This window comes from Streptomyces sp. NBC_00086 (assembly GCF_026343255.1).
GTDB lineage: Bacteria > Actinomycetota > Actinomycetes > Streptomycetales > Streptomycetaceae > Streptomyces.
On sequence record NZ_JAPELZ010000001.1, the window covers coordinates 312,356 to 331,723 of the forward strand.

Here is a 19,368-nt window from a genome sequence, read left to right on the forward strand (position 1 = left end):
GACGCCTCCGAAAAGTGTCAGGACTGACACGAAGCACCCTGTCAGAAAATGGCAGGCCTGACAATTGTCACTCCTGACAATTGACAGAGGTGACGTCATTGCTAGGCTTCGACCGTGAACCAAGATCCGGACACGCCCCTCTCCGTACCCGCGTCCACGCCCGACACCGAGCCGGAGCCGGAGCTCGAGCCGGAGCACGGTCTGCGCGAGCGGAAGAAGGAGCGGACCCGCAAGCTGCTGCGCGAGGGCGCCGCCGCGCTGTTCGCCGAACACGGCTTCGCGGGCACCACGGTCGCGGACATCGCCGCCTGCGCGAACGTGTCCGAACGGACCTTCTTCCGCTACTTCGAGAGCAAGGAAGCCCTGCTCCTGCCCGACAGCGTCGACCTGTTCACGTACATCGAGGCCGAACTGGCCCGGCGCCCACCGCAAGAGGACCCGCTCGACGCGGTCTGCAACGCCCTGATCGCCGCGGCGGCCCCGTTCGCCGCGTCCAGCCTCACCGCCCTGACCCACTCCGTGGCCATCGCGGGCGACGAGCGCGTCGTGGCCGCCCAACTCGTCCAGCTCTTCGCCGATTTCGAGAACCGGCTCACGCTCATGGTGCTGGACCGGCTCCCCGCCGAAACCCCCGACGCCGACCTGCGTGCCGGGGTGATCGCGGGCGCCGCCCTGTCCGCCGTCCGCGCCGTCCTGCGCACCCAGCGCCGGCGCCGCGCGAACGGCACCCTCACCGTCACCCCGCCCTCCGCGCTCCTGCTGGAGGCCTTCGGAATGCTGAAGCAGATCGGATCCGCCGCACCATGAAGCTCCGACGCACCCCCGTCCTCGTCGCCGCCGGAATGGCCGCCGCCCTCGGCGGCGTCTTCGTGGCCGACGCCGTGGTCGAGAACGCCGCCCAGGACCGCATCGCACGGGCGGCGGGCTGCCGCCTTCAGGCCCGCGGACCCGTCAGCGCCGAGCTCTCCGGCGCCTTCGCCGGACTCCGCGCGCTGACCGGCCGGCTGGGCTCCGTACACCTGGCGGCCGAGGGCGTGCGCCGCGCCGACACCGACATGGACATCAAGGCCGACCTGTACGACGTCACGCGCGACGGCGGCATCAGCGGCGGCCGGGCGACGGCCACCATCCCCTACGAGGCCCTGCAGAAGCGCCTCGCCGACTCGGAGGAAGCCGCAGCGGGCGCCGAGGGGCTGACGGTGGGCGGCGACGCGAAGGGACTCACCCTCACCGGGACCGTGGGCGGCCTCGGCCTCCCCATCACCGTGCGCGCCAGCACCAGCGCCACGGCGACCGGCCTCACGATCACCCCGACGACGGTCACCGTGCTGGGCCGCGAAGTACCGATAGCCACCGTCAGCGGACTGCCGGGCGCGGCCGGCCTGGCCGAGCGGCTCGCGCCCCGGACCGTGGACGTCGGGGACCTGCCCGAGGGAGTCAGCCTCACCGGTGCCCGGACCACCGGCGCGGGCCTCACCCTGGACGCCTCGCTCTCGAAGTCCGCCACGTCGGACGCCGACGGGAAGGACTGCAAGGTGGCGTAGCTCACCTCGCCACTTTCCCGTTAGCAAAGGCTTAAATCAACCCAGATCCCCCACTCCAAGGTGGCACAGCAACCCGGAATTGACTTTACGGATTCTTTAAATTTACCCTCCGGCCATGCGCAAATCTTCCCCCACCACACGCTCCGCCCTCGCCCTGGCCGGCCTGGCGCTCGCCGTCGCCGGCTGCTCCGCCGGTACGGCCGACAAGGCCGTGGAGCAGGTCGACAAGGCCGTGAACGAGACCTACGAGGTCACCTACGAGGTCACCGGCAAGACCGTCGACTCGATCTCCTTCCACGACGGAGGCGGCACGGCGACGGCGCCGAACCTGGCGACCGCCGAGCAGCCGGGCGCCACGTGGACCAAGACGGTCACCCTGCGCGGCATCATGCCCGCGGCCGTGTCCCCCAGCTCGGCCGACAACACCGCCGACCTCACCTGCAAGGTCATCTACAAGGGCAAGGTCATCAAGGAGGCCACGGGCGAAGCGGCGACGGCCGGCGGCTGCGTCGCGGTGTCCCCGATCACCGCCCGGTAAGCCCCGGGCGGACGGGTGCCGGACGGGCCCCGCGGCGGACGAGCCCAAATCGGCTCGCGCGCGGCATCCGCGGACGGAGAGGATGGCGCGACCAGCCCGCCGTCCGAAGGACCGCCGATGAGCAGCCCGCCGTACTCCCGATCCGCCTCCGCCGCCCTGGACGGGCTGGTGACGGGCGACGCCTTCGGCGACAGCTGGTTCACGCTCTCCGGCGAGAACGTCGAGGAGCAGTGGGCGGCGCGCGGGCTCAGGCCCGCCCCGTGGCAGTGGACGGACGACTCCGCCATGGCGTTCGTGCTCTTCGCCCACCTGGCGGCCCACGGAGAGGTCCGGCCGGACCTCCTGGCGCGGGAGTTCGCGGCCGAGTACGCGCGGGATTCGGGACGCAAGTACGGGGCGTCCATGCACGAGGTGCTGGGGCGGATCGGCGCGGGCGAGGACTGGCGGGGCGTCACCGCCGAGCAGTTCGGCGGGCAGGGTTCCTACGGCAACGGCGCCGCGATGCGGGTCGCACCGCTCGGCGCCTGGTTCCGGGGCGACCCGAAGGAAGCCGCCGCGCAGGCCCGGCTGTCGGCTTCGGCCACGCACGCCCACCCGGAGGCCGCCGCGGGCGCCGTCGCCGTGGCGGTGGCCGCCGCGCTGGCGGCGGCGAGCACGGGCCGGGACGCCCCGCTCCGCGCCGAGTTCCTCCGGGAGGTCGCCGGTCACGTACCGGGGAGCGAGGTCGGGTCCGGGCTGCGGGTGGCCGCGGACCTCCCCTCGGGTACGCCGGTGCACCGTGCCGCGTCCGTACTGGGCTCCGGGTGGCGGATCTCGGCGCCGGACACCGTGCCGTTCGCCCTGTGGTCCGCCGCGGGCCACTTGGACGACCTGCCGGAGGCCTTGTGGCAGACCGTCGGCGGCTGGGGCGACCGCGACACCACGTGCGCGATCGCGGGCGGGGTCGTCGCGGCCCGCACCGGCACCGGCGGCGTTCCCGCCGACTGGCTGGCGGCCCGCGAGGCCGTTCCGGCGTGGAGCGGGTGGACGCCCGAGCCGCCGGCTCCCTGAGCATTGTCCGGATGATCATGTGACTACTAGGCTGCGCCGATGGAACCTGAACGCGTAGCCGTAGCCGACGTGCCCGGGAGCAACCATTACGACAGCTTCGCCGAGGCCTACTCGGCGGAGAACGAGAACAGCCTCATCAACGCCTACTACGAGCGCCCCGCGATGCTGGCCCTCGCCGGAGAGGTGGCCGGCCGTCGGATCCTGGACGCGGGTTGCGGCTCGGGCCCCCTCAGCGCTGCCCTGCGCGACCGCGGCGCCGTCGTCACCGGCGTCGACGCCAGCGCCGGGATGCTGGCGCTGGCGAGGCGGCGGCTGGGTGAGGACGCCTCCCTGCACGTGGCCGACCTCCGTGACCGCCTGCCGTTCCCCGACGGTGCGTTCGACGATGTGGTCGCCTCGCTGGTGCTCCATTACCTGGAGGACTGGGGACCGGCACTGGCCGAATTGCGGCGTGTGCTCAGGCCCGGCGGCCGGCTGATCGCCTCGGTGGACCACCCGTTCGTCGCCTACACGATCCAGGACCCCCGGCCCGACTACTTCGCGAGCAACAGCTACAGCTTCGACTGGACGTTCGGCGGACGGTCCGTCCCGATGAAGTTCTGGCGCAAGCCCCTGCACGCGATGACCGATGCCTTCACCACCGCCGGATTCCGGCTTTCCGTCCTCAGCGAACCCCAGCCCGACCCGGCCGCCCGGGAGCTGTTCCCCGACGGCTTCCGTGACCTTTCGAGCAAAACCTGCTTCCTGTTCTTCGTCGTCGAGGTACCGCTGCCGGATGCGGTGCGTTGACGCCGGGGATCGCGTGCATCGCACGTATGGCGCGTATGGCGCGTACGGCGCGTATGGCGGGCGTATCGAAAACCGCATACGCCACCGCAACGGCCCACCGTCTCCCCTAGGGATATGGACCACAACGCATCCCCGTCGCCGCCGCCCCGCCGCCCCACGCGCAGGGTCGTACTCCTCGGCCTGGCGGCCCTCGTCATGGCGAGCGCCCTGTACGCCGTGCGGATGCCGCTCATGATGTCCGCCCCGAGATGCATGGCCTGGCAGTGGCACGGCTGCTTCGACACGTTCAACGGCGTGGTGCTCATGACCCTCGTCGCCCTGCCCCTGGCCGTGCTGGTGGCGTGGGCCCTGACCCGCCGTCGGCGGGCCGCCGGCGTCGACGCCGGATCGGCGTGGCGGATGTCGCTGGCCGAGGTCGCCATGGTGCACGGGACGGTGCCGTTCGTGTGGATGACCATGATGCCGGGCTCCGGAGCCGGGATCGTCCCCGGCCGGTTCAGCCTGGTGCCGGTACGGGACCTGCTCACGATGGGGCCGCTCGGGATCGGCGGCAATCTGCTGGTCTTCGCCTCGCTGGGGTTCTTCGCCCCGATGCGGTGGGCGGCGCTGGCCTCCGTGCCGCGGGTCCTGGCCCTGGGTGCGGGCTGCTCGGTCCTGGTCGAAACCGCGCAGTACGTCTTCCGGCTGGACCGGGTCTCCTCCGTGGACGACGTCCTGGTCAACGCGGCCGGCGCCGCCCTGGCCGCAGTCGCCTCGCGCCGCTGGTGGCGCACCGAGGCGGCGTCGTCGGACCGGCCCAGCCCCGCACTGGCACCGGCGGGCTGACGCGCGTACCCCCTGCGCGTCTTGCATACGACGGCGATATGTCCTGGTGCTTAGGCTTCGGACATGCGCGTACTGATCGTCGAGGACGAGCCCTACCTGGCCGAGGCCGTCCGTGACGGTCTGCGGCTGGAGGCGATCGCGGCCGACATCGCCGGCGACGGCGACTCCGCCCTGGAACTGCTGGCCGTCAACTCCTACGACCTCGCGATCCTCGACCGCGACATCCCCGGCCCCTCCGGCGACGAGGTCGCCCGCCGCATCATCGCCTCCGGCAGCGGCATCCCGATCCTCATGCTCACCGCTGCCGACCGGATCGACGACAAGGCTTCCGGGTTCGGACTCGGCGCCGACGACTACCTCACCAAGCCCTTCGAGCTGCGGGAGCTCGTCCTGCGGCTGCGGGCGCTCGACCGCAGGCGCGCGTACGCCCGGCCCCCGGTCCGCGAGCTCGCGGGCCTGCGGCTCGACCCCTTCCGCCGGGAGGTCTTCCGCGACGGCCGCTACGTGGCGCTCACCCGCAAGCAGTTCGCCGTGCTGGAAGTCCTCGTCGCCGCCGAGGGCGGGGTCGTCAGCGCCGAGGACCTGCTGGAGCGGGCCTGGGACGAGAACGCCGACCCCCTCACCAACGCCGTCCGCATCACCGTGTCCGCCCTGCGCAAACGGCTCGGCGAACCGTGGATCATCGCCACGGTGCCCGGCGTCGGCTACCGCATGGACACGGCGCCGGAGGCCGGACCCGAGGAGGCAAACCGGGGAACAGGCCGGGGACTGGGCCGTGGGGTGGACCGTGGATAGGGCGCCCGGCTTGAGCGTTCGCACCAAACTCACCCTCAGCTACGCCGGATTCCTCATGGTCGCCGGCGTCCTGCTGCTCGCTGCGGTGTGGCTGTTCCTCCTGCGGTACGTCCCCGACCGGGCGCTCGTCGTCTCCGCCGACATGCCCACACCCGGTGTCTTTCCCATCCGGTCCAACCTCCTGCGCGTCTTCGCTCCGAGGGCGGCCGCGGTACTGGCGTTCCTGCTGGTGCTCGGCCTCGTCGGAGGGTGGATCCTCGCCGGCCGGATGCTCGCACCGCTCACCCGGATCACGGACGCGGCGCGGACGGCCGGGAACCGCTCCCTGTCCCACCGGATCCGCCTGCGGGGCCGCCGGGACGAGTTCCGCGAACTCTCCGACGCGTTCGACTCGATGCTCGACCAGCTGGAGTCCCACGTGGCCGAGCAGCAGAGGTTCGCCGCGAACGCCTCCCACGAGCTGCGCACCCCGCTGGCCATCTCGAGGGCGCTCCTCGACGTCGCCCGCAAGGACCCGACGCGGGACCGGGGCGAGCTCATCGAACGCCTGCACTCCGTCAATACGCGGGCGATCGACCTCACCGAGGCCCTCCTGCTGCTCAGCCACGGCGACCGCGCGGACTTCGCCCGCGAGGGCGTCGACCTCTCGCTCCTCGCCGAGGAAGCCGCCGAAACCCTGCTTCCCCTCGCCGAGCAGCGCCACATCACCCTCGACGTCACCGGCGGGCCGGCCCGGACCGACGGCTCCGCGGAGCTGCTGCTGCGGATGGTGACGAACCTCGTCCAGAACGCCGTCGTCCACAACCTCCCCACCGGCGGGACCGTGACGGTCCACACCGAGGAGCTCGGTGACAGGAGCGTGCTGCGGGTCGAGAACACGGGCCCTCTGCTCCCACCGGAACTGGTCCCGACGCTCACCGAACCCTTCCGGCGCGCGACGGACCGCGTACGCACCGACGAACACGCCGGTGTCGGCCTCGGCCTGGCGATCGTGGACAGCATCGTCCGCGCCCACGCCGGAACCCTCGACCTGACCCCCGGCCCCACCGGCGGCCTCCTCGTCACGGTGCGACTCCCCGGCACGCGGTAGGCATCGCCCGTACGTGGGACGTCCGACGGCCGCTCAGCGCAGGCGTACGAGCTTCGCGCCGAGGGACGGTGCGGACAGGTCCGTCTGGAGTGCCACGGGGACCGTCGGGGCGCCCGGACCGGTGCCGATGGTCAGGACCCCGATCTCGGTGCCGGCCCGCGCCTCCTCGGGGAGTCCCTTCTCTCCTACGGCCAGGGTCAGTTCGAGCTGCTGGCCCGGCACGGCGACGGCGGCCGTGTCGCGGGTGGCCACCACCGGGGTCCGGGTGCCGAGCCCGTCGTCCACGTAGCCGACGACCTGGCCCTTCTTGACCGCGCCGGCCGAGGTCAGGGACGCGCGGACGGCCTCGATGACCTTCTTGCTGTTCTGCTTGACCAGTTTCAGGCTGTTGGCACCGTCGGGGTCGGCGCCGGTGACGTGCTGGTCGAGCATCGTGCCGAGGATCAGCGGGGTCTTGTCGCCCACCGTCTTGTACGCCGCCCACATCAGCGCGCCGCCGGCCGCCGAACTGGAGCCGGTCTTGATGCCCTTGATGCTGAGTCCGGCGATGAGCAGGTCGTCGTTGTTGTTGATGAGCTTCTCCTGCAGCCCCGGGATGTCGGCGTTGGGGAGTTGGACGATCGCCCGGAACGCGTCGAACTTCATGACCTCCTCGGCCAGTTTCAGCTGGTCGACGGCGGTGCTCACGGTCTTGGCGTCGAGCCCGCTCGGGTCGGTGTACGTGGTGGAGGTCATCCCGAGCGCCTTGGCCTCGGCGTTCATCTTCTCCACGAACGCGGCCTCGGAGTCGCTTCCGGTGTCCCAACGGGCCAGCAGGCGGGCGATGTTGTTGCCCGAGGGGATCATCAGCATCTTCAGCATGTTCTGCTGGGAGAAGCGGGTGCCGGCCGTCAGACCCGTCACGCGCGATTCGCTCGAAGAAGTGCCGTCCGCGACGGCCTTGGCGTCGATCGCGATCTGCGGGCCGTCCTCGTCCTTCTTCAGCGGATGGTTCTTGAGGATCACGTAGGCCGTCATGACCTTGGCGACGCTGGCCGTCGGCACGGGCTTCTGCTCCCCGAACGTGCCGACGTCGCCCGCGCCGCCGATCCGTACGGCGGCCTGGCCCTTCTCCGGCCAGGGCACGTCGAAACGCCCGTCGAGGGTGACGGAGGACGCGGCGCCCCCACTGGTGAGGACGGCGTCGGGCAGCGGCCGCAGCGCCTGTACGACGGCCAGTACGGCGACCAGCAGGAGCAGCGGCGGCACCCAGATCCGAAGCCGCCGGGCCACGGTCCGACCGGGGGTCGCGGGCGGCGGCGGGGTGTTGGTGAGCTGCGCGAGCAGATCGAGCGCGGGCAACGGCTGCTCGGTGGTCCCCTCGGGGGTGGGGGCGGGCGCCGTTCCCGGGGCCGGGGCGGTGTGCGGAGCGGTCGGGACGGCTCCCGAAGCCGGGAGGGGCACAGGTCCCCGAGCCGGCGCGGTTCCCTGATCCGGGACGGGGCCCGTAGCCGGCACGGTTCCGGAAGGCGGGGCAGGTCGTACGGGTACCTGCGCCCGGCCGGGCGCCGACGCCGACGCCGACGCCCATGACGGCACCGGCGGAGAGGGAGCCTCGTCCAGCGGCTTGAGCGCGATGAACGTGCTCGTCTTCTCGGAGTCCGACTCAGGACGGGTACCGGAATCGGCACCCGTGCCGGTACCGGCTGCCGGCGTCGTGTCCGGCTCCGGGTCAGCACCCGGCGCGGGGGCCGGCTCCGGCTCGGGCTCCGCGTCCGGCTCGGGCTCCGGCTCCGCGTCCGGAGCGGACGCGGCCACCTCAGGCCCGGCGGGAACGCCGGGCGCGGGTACGGCCGCGCGCTCGGACGAAGGCCCGGACGCCGCCCCGGCCCCGGACCTGGCCGCGGGCACGACCGCGGTCTCGGACCCGGACCCGGACCCGGGCTCGGGCTCGGACCCGGACTCGGACCCGGACTCAGGCTCCAGCCCGGAAGCCGTAGCGGCATCGGGCGCAGCCGTCGCCCCGGGATCCGTCCTAGGAGCGGGCACCGTGCGCGGCTCCTGACCCGGCCGGGATCCGGCGTCGGGGGCGGGCCGCTCGGCGGGACCCGGCGTGTGCGCGTCGCGCGCGCCGGGCGTCCCCGCCGGGTGCTCGTCCTTCGTAGCGCCGGGCGTCTCGCCCTCCACCGGTACCGCCGTCATGCCGTACACCGCCTTGCTCGTGCCGTTCTGGATCAGCAGCCAGTCTCCTTGCCGCATATGCGCAGGTGATGCGCACTGGATGACCAGTTGGTCACAATCCGTCCGGCCGGGCCCGGGGCGGCACCCGTCGTCAAACGGTCATCAAACGATCACGGCCCCATCATGAGCGCCCCGAAGAATCACCCACTCCCCCACGCATGGCACCACCAAGAACCGGACACCCCTCATGAGCCCCAATCCCCCCGGCCCCCCGGCTCCGTCGCGGCGACGTCTGCTCGCCGGCGGCGGCGCCCTGTTCCTCACCACGACCACCGGCTCCCTGCTGGTCGCCCGGTCCGGCGGCTCCGGACGGGCCGACGACGACCGCGGCCGGGACGGGCGAGCGGCAACGCCCGAGGCCTCGCCCACCGCCTCCGCCGCGTCCGGATGGATGCCGGGGGCGTCGAGGATCCCCCTGGAGCGCAACTTCGTCCTCGGCGACCGCGACGCGCAGCGCGGGCTCGTGCTCCATGTCCAGGAGGGCGAAGGCTCTCTGTACGAGCGGTTCAACACCCCCGGGGGCAAGACCTCCTCGCACTTCTGGGTCTCCCGGGACGGGGAGACGGAGCAGTACGTGTCCGTACTGGACCGGGCCTGGGCGCAGGTGGAGGGCAACGGTTCGTGGGCCTCGGTCGAGACCTCCGGTTTCGCCACCCGCCCGCTCACCGAGGCGCAGGTCGACGCCGTCGCCCGCATCTACGCCTGGGGCGCCGGCGCGCACGGCTGGCCGGCAGCCGTCAGCGAGCACCCGGACCAACCGGGGTTGGGGATCCACGCCATGGGTGGCGCCGCGTGGGGCGGGCACGCGTGCCCCGGCACCCTCCGGTCCGGCCAGCGCGCCGAGATCATGCGCCGGGTGCGCGAGCGCCTGCCCGGCGGAGAGTGAGCCGGGTCAGGCGGTCCGTGAGGAGGCCTGTCCGCCCGGTGGTTTCGTGCATGTTCCCGTCAGTCCACTGACAGGAGGTGTCAGTGGATGGGCTCTAGTGTCCGGGCCATGAACGGCATAGTCGAGCTCCGGCAGTACACCCTCCACCCCGGCGCCCGGGACACCCTGGTCGACCTCTTCGAGCGGGAATTCGTCACTGGGCAGGAGGCGGCGGGCATCACCGTAGGCGGCCGGTTCCGGGACCTCGACGACCCGGACCGCTTCGTCTGGCTGCGCAGCTTCCCGGACATGGAGGCACGGGACCGGGCGCTGCGCGCCTTCTACGGCGGCCCCGTCTGGCAGGCCCATCGCGAGGCGGCCAACGCGACCATGATCGACTCGGACGATGTGCTCCTGCTGCGCGGACCGGGGTTCACCGCCCCGGCCACCACGGGGCCCACCGTGGCAACCATCTGTCACCCCCTGGACCTCACGGCCTTCACCGATCACTTCGAGCGGCACCTGCGCCCCGCCCTGGCCGCCGCCGGGACCCCCGCGCAGGCGGTACACCGCTCCGAGCAAGCGGAGAACACCTTCCCCGCACTGCCGGTCCGGACCGGTGAGGACGTCCTGCTCTGGTTCACGGCGGGGCAGGCACCGCGCCTGCCGGACCTCTCGCTCCGGCTGAAGTCGGCTCCGCGGCACCTCCGGCTGGAGCCCGTCCGGGGGCGCATCCCCATGGGTGGATCAAGGTCGGGTGATGCGTCGCCGTGAACCGGCCGATGCCGAGAAAGACTTCGTGCGGCCGTTGCCGCCGCGCCCCGGGCCCGTCACCACATCAGGACGTCGGGTGCAGGGCCCGTAGGGCCGAGCGGTGGGAGACCCATCCCAGAAGGCGGAGCCGTTCCTCGTCGAGGACCGGGAGTCCGTCGCCCTCGCTCGCGGCGAGGAGCGGCAGCGCTTCCTGAAGGGACTGGCCGGCGAGCAGGGTCGGCGGGTGGTCCCGTACCGCCTCGACGGGCGTGTTCCCAGGGAGGCCTTCGTGCAGGGCCCGGGAGAGGGCGAGCGCGCCGACCGAGCCCGTGTAGGTGCCGTGCCGGTCGATGACGGGGAGGCGGCCCGCGTCGGCCTCGATCATCGCCGTGACCGCCTCGCGCAGTCCGGTGCCGGGAGCGAGCGCGGGCGGCGGCGGTCCCATGGCGGTGCGGACCTCGATCGCGGCGGGGCCGGTCAGGTCCAAATCGACCCCGCGGCGGCGGAGTTTGGCCGTGTAGACGGTGTCCCGGCTGAGCGCGTGGCTGACTCCGGTGGCGAGGGCGACAGCGACCATCAGCGGCAGGATGATCCCGTACTCGCCGGTCAGCTCGTAGATGATCACGACGGCGGTGATCGGTGCGCGGGCCGAACCGGCGAAGACCGCGCCCATCCCGATGACGGCGTAGGTCGTGGCCGAGCCGGTCACTCCGGGGGCGAGGTGGTCCATCGTCTGCCCGAAGGCGCTGCCGAGCATGGCGCCGACGAAGAGGCTGGGCGCGAAGACGCCTCCCGAGCCGCCGATCCCGATGGTGACGCTGCACGCGATGATCTTGCCGACGAGCAGTACGAGCAGGAATCCGATCGCGTACCCGCCCACCGCGGCCTTGCCGAGGACCGGGTAGCCGACCCCGTACATCTCGGGCAGTGCGAGCAGGATCGCGCCCAGCACGATGCCGCCGGCTGCCGGGCGGAGCCATTCCGGGCCGTGCCACACGGAGTCGCAGAGGTCCTCCACCCCGTACAGCACCTTGGTGAAGAGCACCCCGACGACCCCGGCCAGCGCGCCGAGCAGTACGTACAGGACGTACGCGGCCAGGTGGCCGGCGCTCACCGGCGCCAGCTCCAGGAACCGTTCGTCGCCGAGGGCCGCGCGTCCGATCACGCTGGCGGTGACCGCGGAGACGGCCACCAGGCCGAAGGCGCGGGCCGTGAAGTCGCGCAGGATCAGTTCCATCGAGAAGAAGACGCCGGCCAGGGGCGCGTTGAAGGTGGCGGCGATGCCGCCGGCCGCGCCACAGGCCACCAGCAGCCGCATCCGTTCCTCGCGCAGGCGCAGGAGGGCTCCGGCGGTGGAGCCGAGCGCGGCCCCGATCTGGACGATGGGCCCCTCGCGGCCCACGGAACCGCCGCCGCCGATGCACAGCGCGGAGGCCAGGGATTTCACCACCGCGACCCGGGGCGGGATCCGGCCACCCTGGCGGGCGACCGCGTACATCACCTCGGGGACGCCGTGGCCGCGCGCCTCCTTGGCGTAGCGGTAGACGAGCGGTCCGTACAGCGCGCCCGCGACCACGGGTGCGAGCAGCACGAAGTACGGTCCGAGCCACGGCACGTACGGGTTGTCGGCGTGGCCTGCGGAGGAGTAGTCGTCGTGGCCGGACAGCGCCCGGGTGAAGACCTCGATCAGCCAGCGGAAGCCCACCGCGCCGAGTCCCGACCCGGCGCCCACGAGTACGGCGGGCAGCAGCATCGCGGCCTGGGTGCGGTTCAGCGCGTCCCGTGCCGCGTCCGCCGAGAACGGACCCATGTGCACTCCTCAGGAACCGATCCACCGCCGATCGCGCGCCCCGGCCCCTGACCACGATCCCCCGGACCCCCCATCCAACGGGCCTCCTCCCGCCGCGGCCCGGAGGCGGGCCGGAGGTACACCCGCCCGGCGTAGGCCTGTCGTGGGCCGCTCGCCGATACGGAAGCCGGTCCGTCGCCGGTCCGTCCGGGAGGGTGTGCCGCCTGGCCGAAGGCCGACCCCCGACCGTTCCCTGTCCCGTACAGTCCGTGCTGCCGCCGGCCCGGCGCGGGCGGCACCCAGCCGACCAACGGACGCACAGGGGAGCACCGATGGCCATCGAAGCCGGTCCCGTGGGCCGCGTCAGTCCTCCGGTCCCCGAGCTGGAGCCCTCCGTCGTGGAGCGGTGGAGCGCGGGGGGAGGCCAGCTCGTCGAGCTCCTCGCCGAAGTGTGCGGACGGCTCGGCGGGGTCGGCGCGTTCCGGCTCGGCGACGGCGGCCCCGGCGGCCCCGGCGGCGGGCCAACGGGCCGGCCGACCGTGCTGGTCACCGATCCGGGGGCGATCCAGCACGTGCTGGCCCTGCATCCGCAGCGCTACGTCAAACGCTCGCACCGCGCCCGGCTGCTGGTCGGCGAGGGCGTGCTCTCCGCGACCGGCGAGGCGTGGAAGCGACAACGGCGGCTCCTGCAGTCCCAGTTCACGGGCACCGGGATGCGCCGCTACGAGCAGCGGATCGCCGAGGCCGCGCGGGTCGCGGCCGGGCGCTGGGCCGCGTACGCCCGTACCGGGGAGGTCTTCGACCTCGGAGAGGAGATGCGGCGCTTCGCCCTCGACACCATCTGGCGCTCCCTGACCGGCCACCCGCTGGACGCGGACACCGAGCGCGAACTGGGATCCGTCGCGGCCGTGGTGGCGGCGCTGCCGACGCTGCCCGCCGACGCCGCCGACGCCGGGGAGGCGGTGGCCGCCGACCTGGCCAGGATCGACGCCGTGGCCCACCACGCCATCGCCGCCGCCCGCCGGGGCTCCGCGGGCCCCGACGGGCCGGGGCTGCTCCACCTGCTGGTGGAGGCGTCCGCCGAGCGGCCCGAGTACACCGACCGGCTGATCCGCGACGAGCTGGTCACGCTGCTGGTCGCCGGGCACGAGACCACGGCCACCACGCTCACCTGGCTGTACCTGCTGCTCGACCGCCGTCCCGAGGCCCGCGAGTGGGCCCTCGCGGCGGGCGGCGAGGGCTCGGCGGAGCGCCGGGAGGCGATCCAGGCCCTGGTCAGCGAGACCTTGCGGCTGTACCCGTCCGCCTGGATCCTGCCCCGGCACGCCGTCGAGGACGACGTCCTGGCGGGCTACGCCGTCGAGGCGGGCACCGACGTGGTCGTCTGCCCCTACCTCGCGCACCGAGACCCGGCGCTGTGGCCCGACCCCGAGCGCTTCGACCCGCTGCGCTTCACCGCACCGGGCGGTCGGCCGTCCGTCCCGGGCGGGTACGTGCCCTTCGGCATCGGCCCCCGCGCCTGTCTCGGGCTGCAGTTCGCGCTGCGCGAGTCGACGGTGCTGCTGGAACAGCTGCTGCCGGCCCATGTGCCGACCTTCCGGTCCGTTCCGGACAAGGCCGCTTACAGCATCACGGTGCGTCCGGACGGTCCGACGCCGGCCACGCTCGCAGCCCGCGCGGACCGCGGGCGATAGTCCTGCACGGGGCGGCGCCCGGCCACGAGTGCCGCAACCGCCGGATCCCGTAGGCTCTGCGGATGGCAAAGTACTTCGACGTACACCCCGAAAACCCCCAGCCCCGCGCCATCAGCAGCATCGCCGACGGCATCCGCGCCGGAGGGCTCGTCGCCTATCCGACGGACTCCTGCTACGCGCTGGGCGCCCAGCTGGGCAACCGTGACGGTGTGGACCGGATCCGGTCCATCCGGCAGCTCGACGACCGCCACCACTTCACCCTGGTGTGCGAGAACTTCGCGCAGCTCGGCCAGTTCGTCATCATCGACAACGACGTCTTCCGCGCGATCAAGGCGTCCACCCCCGGCAGCTACACCTTCATCCTCCCGGCGACGAAGGAGGTGCCGCGCCAGCTCCAGCACCCGAAGAAGAAGACGGTCGGCGTGCGCATCCCCGACCACGTCGTGGTCCAGGCGCTGCTGGCGGAGCTCGGCGAGCCGATGCTGTCGAGCACGCTGCTCCTGCCCGACGAGGCGGAGCCGATGACGCAGGGCTGGGAGATCAAGGACCGGCTCGACCACGTCGTCGACATGGTGGTCGACTCGGGCGAGTGCGGGACGCTGCCGACGACGGTCATCGACTTCTCCAGCGGCGAGGCCGAGATCGTCCGGCGGGGCGCCGGGGACACCGCCCGCTTCGAGTAACGGCGGCCGACGGGCGGGCGGCGGCGCAGGACGGGCCTGCTCTCCGCCCGCCGACTGCGCGGCCGCGGGACGTACGGCCGGCTGGCCGTACCCCCCGGCCGCAGAACGTACGGCCGCCGGGGGGTACGGCGTGTCAGGTGGGCGGATACAGGACGGGCTTGAGGCCGTAGTCGAGCTCGGAGCCGTCCACGAGGAGTGCTTCCACCGTTCGGGTGCGGGGATCGATGTCGGCCACCATCCCGTCACCCGAGTAGCGGGGGTAGCCGGAGGCGCCGTTCTGACCGGTCGGTGCGACGACGGCCGACCGGACGGCGTCGTCGGGCGACCCCTCCACCACGTGCTCGGGCACCAGCAGGATCTCGAAGGTCTGCGGTTCGGTACTCATGCCCCGACGCTAACCGGATCCCGCGGATCACGCCGTCCGGCACGGCGGTGCGCTACGGGCGCCGCGTGCCCTCCCCCGGCCCGGCCGCCTCGCCCACGGGCGCCGAGGGGTGGCGCAGCAGGCCGCGCGCCCAGCGTTCGTTCAGGCCCGCGAGGAAGCCGATGGCTCCCCAGAAGAACCAGGTCTTGACCAGGGCCCCGTGCGCTTCGGCGGAGAGCGGGCCGGGACCGCACAGTTCGGCGGGGGTGGCCGGCGGGGTGAGGACCGTGAGGATCCCGCCGGCGACGAGGAGGTAGAGCGCGGTGGCCAGGAACCACCCCACCACCACCCGGTACCAGCCCTCTTGGCGCAGCGACCGGCACAGCTGGACCGGATCCGCGTCCGGACCGGCCCCGCCCGTGCCGTCGCGGACGACCACACTGTCGCGGATGAGCTGCCGGGGATCGCGCAGCCGGACGATCACGCTGAAGACCGCGCCCATCGCGCCGCCCGCGAAGCACACCAGGGCTCCCGCCAGGGCCAGTCGCGGCTGGCAGCCGAGTTCCACTCCGAAGATCCGGGGCACCCACGCCCCCAGCGCGAAGACCACGACCAGGATCACCGGGCTGACCACGATCCCGCACGTCAGGCCGGTGTTCAGGCCGCGCGCCCCGGCGGTGGCCGTATCGGCCTCCAGCCGCGTTCCGGCCAGCGCGACCGCCGTCTCCAGCCGGGCCACGTCGGCCCCCTGGGCAACGGCGCGCAGGGCCCGGAGCAGGTCCTCGGTGACCGCCGCCCGCGTGCGCCGTTCGAAGGCCCGCTGCGCGGCCGTGTGCAGGCGGTCGAGGCGGAGCATCAGCTCCGGCTCGGCACACCACAGTTCCCGCAGCCGTTCCGGATCGATGCCGGGCACCTCTTCGAGTGCCCGTATCTCCCCGTCGGCCGCGCCGTCGAACCACTCGCGCGCATCGCGCAGCATCTGCTCCCCCTCTTCGCACAGCAGTTGTACCCGCCTTCGCCGCGCGAGGATAGCCGCCGGCCCGGCGGATCGGCGCCGTCAGTCCGCGGGGCCGGTCTTCCGCGCGGACCCCGTGCCCGGCGCCTCGCCGCTGGCGACCGCGCGGAAGAGCGCGTGGAGCAGGACCGCGGCGAGCGTGCCCGCCACCACCCCGCTGCCGAGGACCGTCCGGGCCCAGGTGGGGAACCCCTGGTAGAGGTCGGGAGCCACCACCGGCAGCAGTCCGGCGGTGAGGGCCAGCGCGATCACGGTGGAACCGCCGCCGGCGCCGGGCGATGTCCGCCCGAGCATGTCGACGCCCATCACCGCGATGATGCCGTAGATCACCAGGGCGGATCCGCCGACCACGGGTGCGGGGATCGCGGCGAGCAGCCGGGAGACGGGTGCCAGCAGGCCGACGGCGATGAGCAGCACTCCCGCCCCGGCGGTCACGAAGCGGCTGCGGACCCCGGTGAGCCGGCCGATGCCGATGTTCTCCGCGCTCGTGACCATCAGCGAGGTGCCGAACAGGCCGCCGAACACCGAGATCAGTGCGTCGGCCCTGGCCACCCGGGGCACATCGCGTCCGGGATCGCTCTCGCGCCCCACGGTCTCGCTGTTGAGCACGGTCTGCCCGGTGATCTCGGCGAGGGTGGTGAGGCTGAAGACGAGGAGGGGCAGCGCGGCGAGCACGTCGAACTGCGGTGCACCGTACGGGAGGAGGTGCGGGAGGGTCAGGCCCCCGCCGGCTCCGCCCACGGGAGCGAGGTGGCCGAGGCCGGTGGTGAGCGCGATGAGGGTGCCCGCGCCCATCCCGAGGAGCACGGCGGTCTGCCGCCAGATCCCGCGCAGCACCATGAGGAAGAGCACGGTGCAGCCGATGGTGGCGCCGGCCAGCACCACCGCCGAGGGTGCGGCGTACCCGGGGCTCCCGGGGCGGCCGGTGACCAGCTGGGCGGCGACGCGGATCATGGCGATCCCGATGAGCAGCACGGTGACGCCCATGACCACGGGCGGGAAGAGCCGTACGACCTTGGCGTAGAAGGGCAGGACGGCGAAGAGCAGCGCCGCGGCGAGGAGCACCGAGCCGGTCGCGGTCGCGGGGCCGTGGTCCTTGGCTATCTGGAGGAAGAGCGCGGTGGCCGCCCCGCCGGGGAGCATGACGAACGGCAGCCGGGCCCCGAACCGCCAGATCCCGAGGGACTGGAGCAGTGTGCCGGCGCCGCAGAGCACCAGGGTGGCGCTGAGCAGGGAGGCGGTACCGGCGGCGGTGAGGCCGAGGGCCTGGCCGGTCAGGAACGTGGTGGAGACGGGCGCGGCCACCATGGCCAGCACGTGCTGTGCGGACAGCGGGGCCAGCCGGCGCAGCGGCAGCCGCTCGTCCACCGGGCTGACCGGGCCCGCCGCTGCGCGCAACGCGCGGGCGGTGCTCATCGGGCGGCCTCTCCGTCCAGCCAGGGCAGCTCTTCGGCGGTGTACCGGTAGGAGCGGAAGACGGCGTTGGGTTCGGACGGGAACAGGCCGCGGACCTCGGACTCCTGGTAGGCGCCGAAGTGGGGGACGACGTACTCCCAGCAGAGGTAGCCCTCCGGGGTCACCTCGAAGAGGCGGCCGGACGGGGAGTCGGTGACGAGGGTGTTGCCGCCGGCGAGGCGCTGGGCGCTGCCCATGAACGGGGCGAAGAAGGCCTCGCGGGCCGGGTCGTGGTACTCCCAGACGACCTTGCCGGAGGAGCACTCGATCTCGATGACGCGGGAGTAGGGGACGTCCGATCCGGGGCGGAAGACGCCGTTGTCGAACACCAGCACCCGGCCGTCGGCGAGTTCGGTGGGGGCGTGCTGCTGCGAGACGGTTCCGGGCTCGGTGCGCCAGAGGATCTCGCCGGTCTCCCGGCTGATGACGACCACGGCGGAGACGCTGCGCAGGCTGGCGAGGACGTTCCCGTCGGCGAGCGGTACGACGCTGTTGATGAGGGGCCAGTGCTCGCGCGCGTAGTCGGGGTGCAGGGCGTATTCGGCCCGGTCGAGGTGTTCGGCCGCGCTCCACGACCAGCGTACGGAGCCGTCGGCGTCGACCTCGGTGATGGTGTCGGCCCACACCGTGCCGCCGGCCGCCTCCGAGCCGGGCACTCCGCCGAGCACGCCCGCCGCGTCCGCGCCCCGCAGCGGTTCGAGCGCGGTGTAGAGGACGCGGCCGCCGCCGAGGTGGTGGGCGTCGTGGTGCTGGAGGGGATCGCGGTGTTCGCGCAGGACGGTGCCGTCCGGGGCGGCTTCGAGCATCACGCCGCCGCGGTACTTGTGCCACATCGGGAAGAGGGCCTCCTCGCCGGGGAGCACGCCGCTGTAGGCCAGGTTCCCGTTGTCGAGGATCCGGGCGTGCCGGCCGGGGCGGTAGGGCAGGTGCCACTCGTGGACCACTTCGCCGTGGATGTCGATCAGGTAGACCTCGCCGGTGCCGGTGAGCGGGGCGAAGAGGGTGTACCCGCCTTCCGAGGCGGCGGGGTCGAGGGCGATGAGACCGGTGCCGCGGCGGCGGCGGAAGTTCTGGTCGACCGGGGGCATGCTGTCCTCCTGCGGAGCGTGAAACTTTATTTGATGCGAGCAATCTCCTTTGAAGTTAGCTGCGCATTGTTGCGGCGCTGTGAAGGGCGTGCGAAGCCCGCGGCCGGGTGCGGGAAGATGATCGTCAGAGGCGGAGAACGACGAGCGGGGTGCGGGGTGGGCGGCCAAGTGGAAGACGAGACGTCCGAGCGGAGGATCGGTGCGGGCATCCGCAGACGGCGCAGGGCGCTGGACCTCACCCTCGCCGAGGTGGCCGCGCGCAGCGGGCTGTCCTCGCCCTTCCTGAGCCAGATCGAGAACGACCGGGCCCGCCCCAGCATGCGTTCGCTCCAGCGGGTGGCCGACGCCCTGGACACCACGGCCGTGCAGTTGCTGGCCGCCGGGGAGACCCCGCGCCGGGTGGACATCGTGCGGGCCGACGCCGATCCGGGGCTGGACGCGGGACTCGATTCCGGGTTCGGCGCCGGGGCGGGTTCCGGGCCGGATCCGACGGCCCGGGTCCGTCCGCTCGTACGCGGCCAGCACCAGATGCACGCGCTGGAGTTCACCGGGGACCACGACGCCGAGCGCGCGTTCCGGCACCGCAACGACGAGTTGATGTACGTCGCCGACGGCTCGGCCGAGGTGGAGGCGGACGGGCGGACCCACCGCCTGGGCCGCGGCGACACCCTGTACCTCACCGGCGGCGTGGAGCACCGCTGGCGGGCGCTGGAGGCGGGCACGCGGGTACTGCTCGTCGCCGTCGCCGACCACGTCGAGGCCGTCGTGGACCCCCGGGGCTGACCGGAGGCCGCCCGTACGCGCACGGGAC

The 19,368-nt window shown here is 73.1% G+C and carries 20 protein-coding genes; 14 read left to right on the plus strand and 6 right to left on the minus strand.

The genetic code is table 11. From position 1 onward, the window contains the following. Positions 1-114: 114 nt before the first annotated feature. The 8 genes from OG276_RS01380 to OG276_RS01415 all read left to right on the plus strand — a co-directional run bounded on the left by OG276_RS01380 (position 115) and on the right by OG276_RS01415 (position 6,631). Positions 115-807 (plus strand): TetR/AcrR family transcriptional regulator, encoded by a 693-nt coding sequence (locus tag OG276_RS01380; RefSeq protein WP_266901829.1) that lies wholly within the window; start codon positions 115-117, stop codon positions 805-807. Further along, entirely contained in the window at positions 804-1,544 is a 741-nt protein-coding gene (locus OG276_RS01385) for a DUF2993 domain-containing protein (protein WP_266901831.1), read from the plus strand. Before OG276_RS01380 ends, OG276_RS01385 begins: the two co-directional genes overlap by 4 nt. A gap of 115 nt (positions 1,545-1,659) precedes the next feature. Beyond that, complete coding sequence (locus OG276_RS01390) at positions 1,660-2,082, plus strand: MmpS family transport accessory protein (protein WP_266901833.1); 423 nt, start codon at positions 1,660-1,662, stop codon at positions 2,080-2,082. Between the two features lie 117 nt (positions 2,083-2,199). Next, the gene (locus OG276_RS01395) at positions 2,200-3,132 is read left to right on the plus strand and encodes an ADP-ribosylglycohydrolase family protein (protein ID WP_266901835.1); all 933 of its coding nucleotides are present in this window, start codon (positions 2,200-2,202) and stop codon (positions 3,130-3,132) included. A 39-nt stretch (positions 3,133-3,171) separates the two neighbouring features. Continuing rightward, positions 3,172-3,921, plus strand: a complete 750-nt coding sequence (locus OG276_RS01400) for a class I SAM-dependent methyltransferase (RefSeq protein ID WP_266901837.1) — start codon at positions 3,172-3,174, stop codon at positions 3,919-3,921. Positions 3,922-4,035: 114 nt separating this feature from the next. Continuing rightward, positions 4,036-4,746, plus strand: a complete 711-nt coding sequence (locus OG276_RS01405; protein WP_266901839.1) for a VanZ family protein — start codon at positions 4,036-4,038, stop codon at positions 4,744-4,746. A gap of 63 nt (positions 4,747-4,809) precedes the next feature. Beyond that, a complete protein-coding gene (locus tag OG276_RS01410) occupies positions 4,810-5,541 on the plus strand; it encodes a response regulator transcription factor (RefSeq protein ID WP_266901841.1) in 732 nt (243 codons plus the stop codon). Continuing rightward, a complete protein-coding gene (locus tag OG276_RS01415) occupies positions 5,534-6,631 on the plus strand; it encodes a HAMP domain-containing sensor histidine kinase (protein ID WP_266901843.1) in 1,098 nt (365 codons plus the stop codon). Before OG276_RS01410 ends, OG276_RS01415 begins: the two co-directional genes overlap by 8 nt. A gap of 33 nt (positions 6,632-6,664) precedes the next feature. Here OG276_RS01415 and OG276_RS01420 read toward each other — a convergent pair whose 3' ends face one another. Beyond that, the gene (locus OG276_RS01420; RefSeq protein WP_266901845.1) at positions 6,665-8,074 is read right to left on the minus strand and encodes a D-alanyl-D-alanine carboxypeptidase family protein; all 1,410 of its coding nucleotides are present in this window, start codon (positions 8,072-8,074) and stop codon (positions 6,665-6,667) included. Positions 8,075-8,237: 163 nt separating this feature from the next. Between OG276_RS01420 and OG276_RS01425 the strand changes: the two genes are divergently transcribed. The 3 genes from OG276_RS01425 to OG276_RS01435 all read left to right on the plus strand — a co-directional run bounded on the left by OG276_RS01425 (position 8,238) and on the right by OG276_RS01435 (position 10,490). Beyond that, positions 8,238-8,675 carry a hypothetical protein gene (locus OG276_RS01425; protein ID WP_266901847.1) on the plus strand — a complete coding sequence of 146 codons (438 nt, stop codon included), beginning with the start codon at positions 8,238-8,240 and terminating at the stop codon, positions 8,673-8,675. Between the two features lie 363 nt (positions 8,676-9,038). After that, positions 9,039-9,737 (plus strand): N-acetylmuramoyl-L-alanine amidase, encoded by a 699-nt coding sequence (locus tag OG276_RS01430; RefSeq protein ID WP_266901849.1) that lies wholly within the window; start codon positions 9,039-9,041, stop codon positions 9,735-9,737. A 108-nt stretch (positions 9,738-9,845) separates the two neighbouring features. After that, positions 9,846-10,490: an NIPSNAP family protein gene (locus OG276_RS01435; RefSeq protein ID WP_266901851.1), complete on the plus strand. Its 645-nt coding sequence runs from the start codon at positions 9,846-9,848 to the stop codon at positions 10,488-10,490. 64 nt (positions 10,491-10,554) lie between these two features. On the opposite strand, the gene OG276_RS01440 is transcribed toward OG276_RS01435, so the two are convergent. Beyond that, positions 10,555-12,279 (minus strand): chloride channel protein, encoded by a 1,725-nt coding sequence (locus OG276_RS01440; RefSeq protein ID WP_266901853.1) that lies wholly within the window; start codon positions 12,277-12,279, stop codon positions 10,555-10,557. A gap of 311 nt (positions 12,280-12,590) precedes the next feature. On the opposite strand from OG276_RS01440, the gene OG276_RS01445 reads away from it, so the two are divergent. Next, on the plus strand, positions 12,591-13,952 hold the full coding sequence (locus OG276_RS01445; protein ID WP_266901855.1) for a cytochrome P450: 1,362 nt from the start codon (positions 12,591-12,593) through the stop codon (positions 13,950-13,952). A 62-nt stretch (positions 13,953-14,014) separates the two neighbouring features. Continuing rightward, complete coding sequence (locus tag OG276_RS01450; protein WP_266901857.1) at positions 14,015-14,635, plus strand: L-threonylcarbamoyladenylate synthase; 621 nt, start codon at positions 14,015-14,017, stop codon at positions 14,633-14,635. Positions 14,636-14,768: 133 nt separating this feature from the next. On the opposite strand, the gene OG276_RS01455 is transcribed toward OG276_RS01450, so the two are convergent. The 4 genes from OG276_RS01455 to OG276_RS01470 all read right to left on the minus strand — a co-directional run bounded on the left by OG276_RS01455 (position 14,769) and on the right by OG276_RS01470 (position 18,557). Then, a complete protein-coding gene (locus OG276_RS01455) occupies positions 14,769-15,020 on the minus strand; it encodes a hypothetical protein (RefSeq protein WP_266901859.1) in 252 nt (83 codons plus the stop codon). A gap of 52 nt (positions 15,021-15,072) precedes the next feature. After that, positions 15,073-15,978 (minus strand): hypothetical protein, encoded by a 906-nt coding sequence (locus OG276_RS01460; protein ID WP_266901861.1) that lies wholly within the window; start codon positions 15,976-15,978, stop codon positions 15,073-15,075. A 78-nt stretch (positions 15,979-16,056) separates the two neighbouring features. Next, positions 16,057-17,430 (minus strand): uracil-xanthine permease family protein, encoded by a 1,374-nt coding sequence (locus tag OG276_RS01465; protein ID WP_266901863.1) that lies wholly within the window; start codon positions 17,428-17,430, stop codon positions 16,057-16,059. Next, positions 17,427-18,557 carry an aryl-sulfate sulfotransferase gene (locus OG276_RS01470; protein ID WP_266901865.1) on the minus strand — a complete coding sequence of 377 codons (1,131 nt, stop codon included), beginning with the start codon at positions 18,555-18,557 and terminating at the stop codon, positions 17,427-17,429. The genes OG276_RS01465 and OG276_RS01470 overlap by 4 nt, the downstream gene beginning before the upstream one ends. Positions 18,558-18,725: 168 nt before the next feature. On the opposite strand from OG276_RS01470, the gene OG276_RS01475 reads away from it, so the two are divergent. Next, positions 18,726-19,340 (plus strand): helix-turn-helix domain-containing protein, encoded by a 615-nt coding sequence (locus OG276_RS01475; protein WP_266901867.1) that lies wholly within the window; start codon positions 18,726-18,728, stop codon positions 19,338-19,340. The last annotated feature ends 28 nt before the right edge of the window (positions 19,341-19,368 follow it).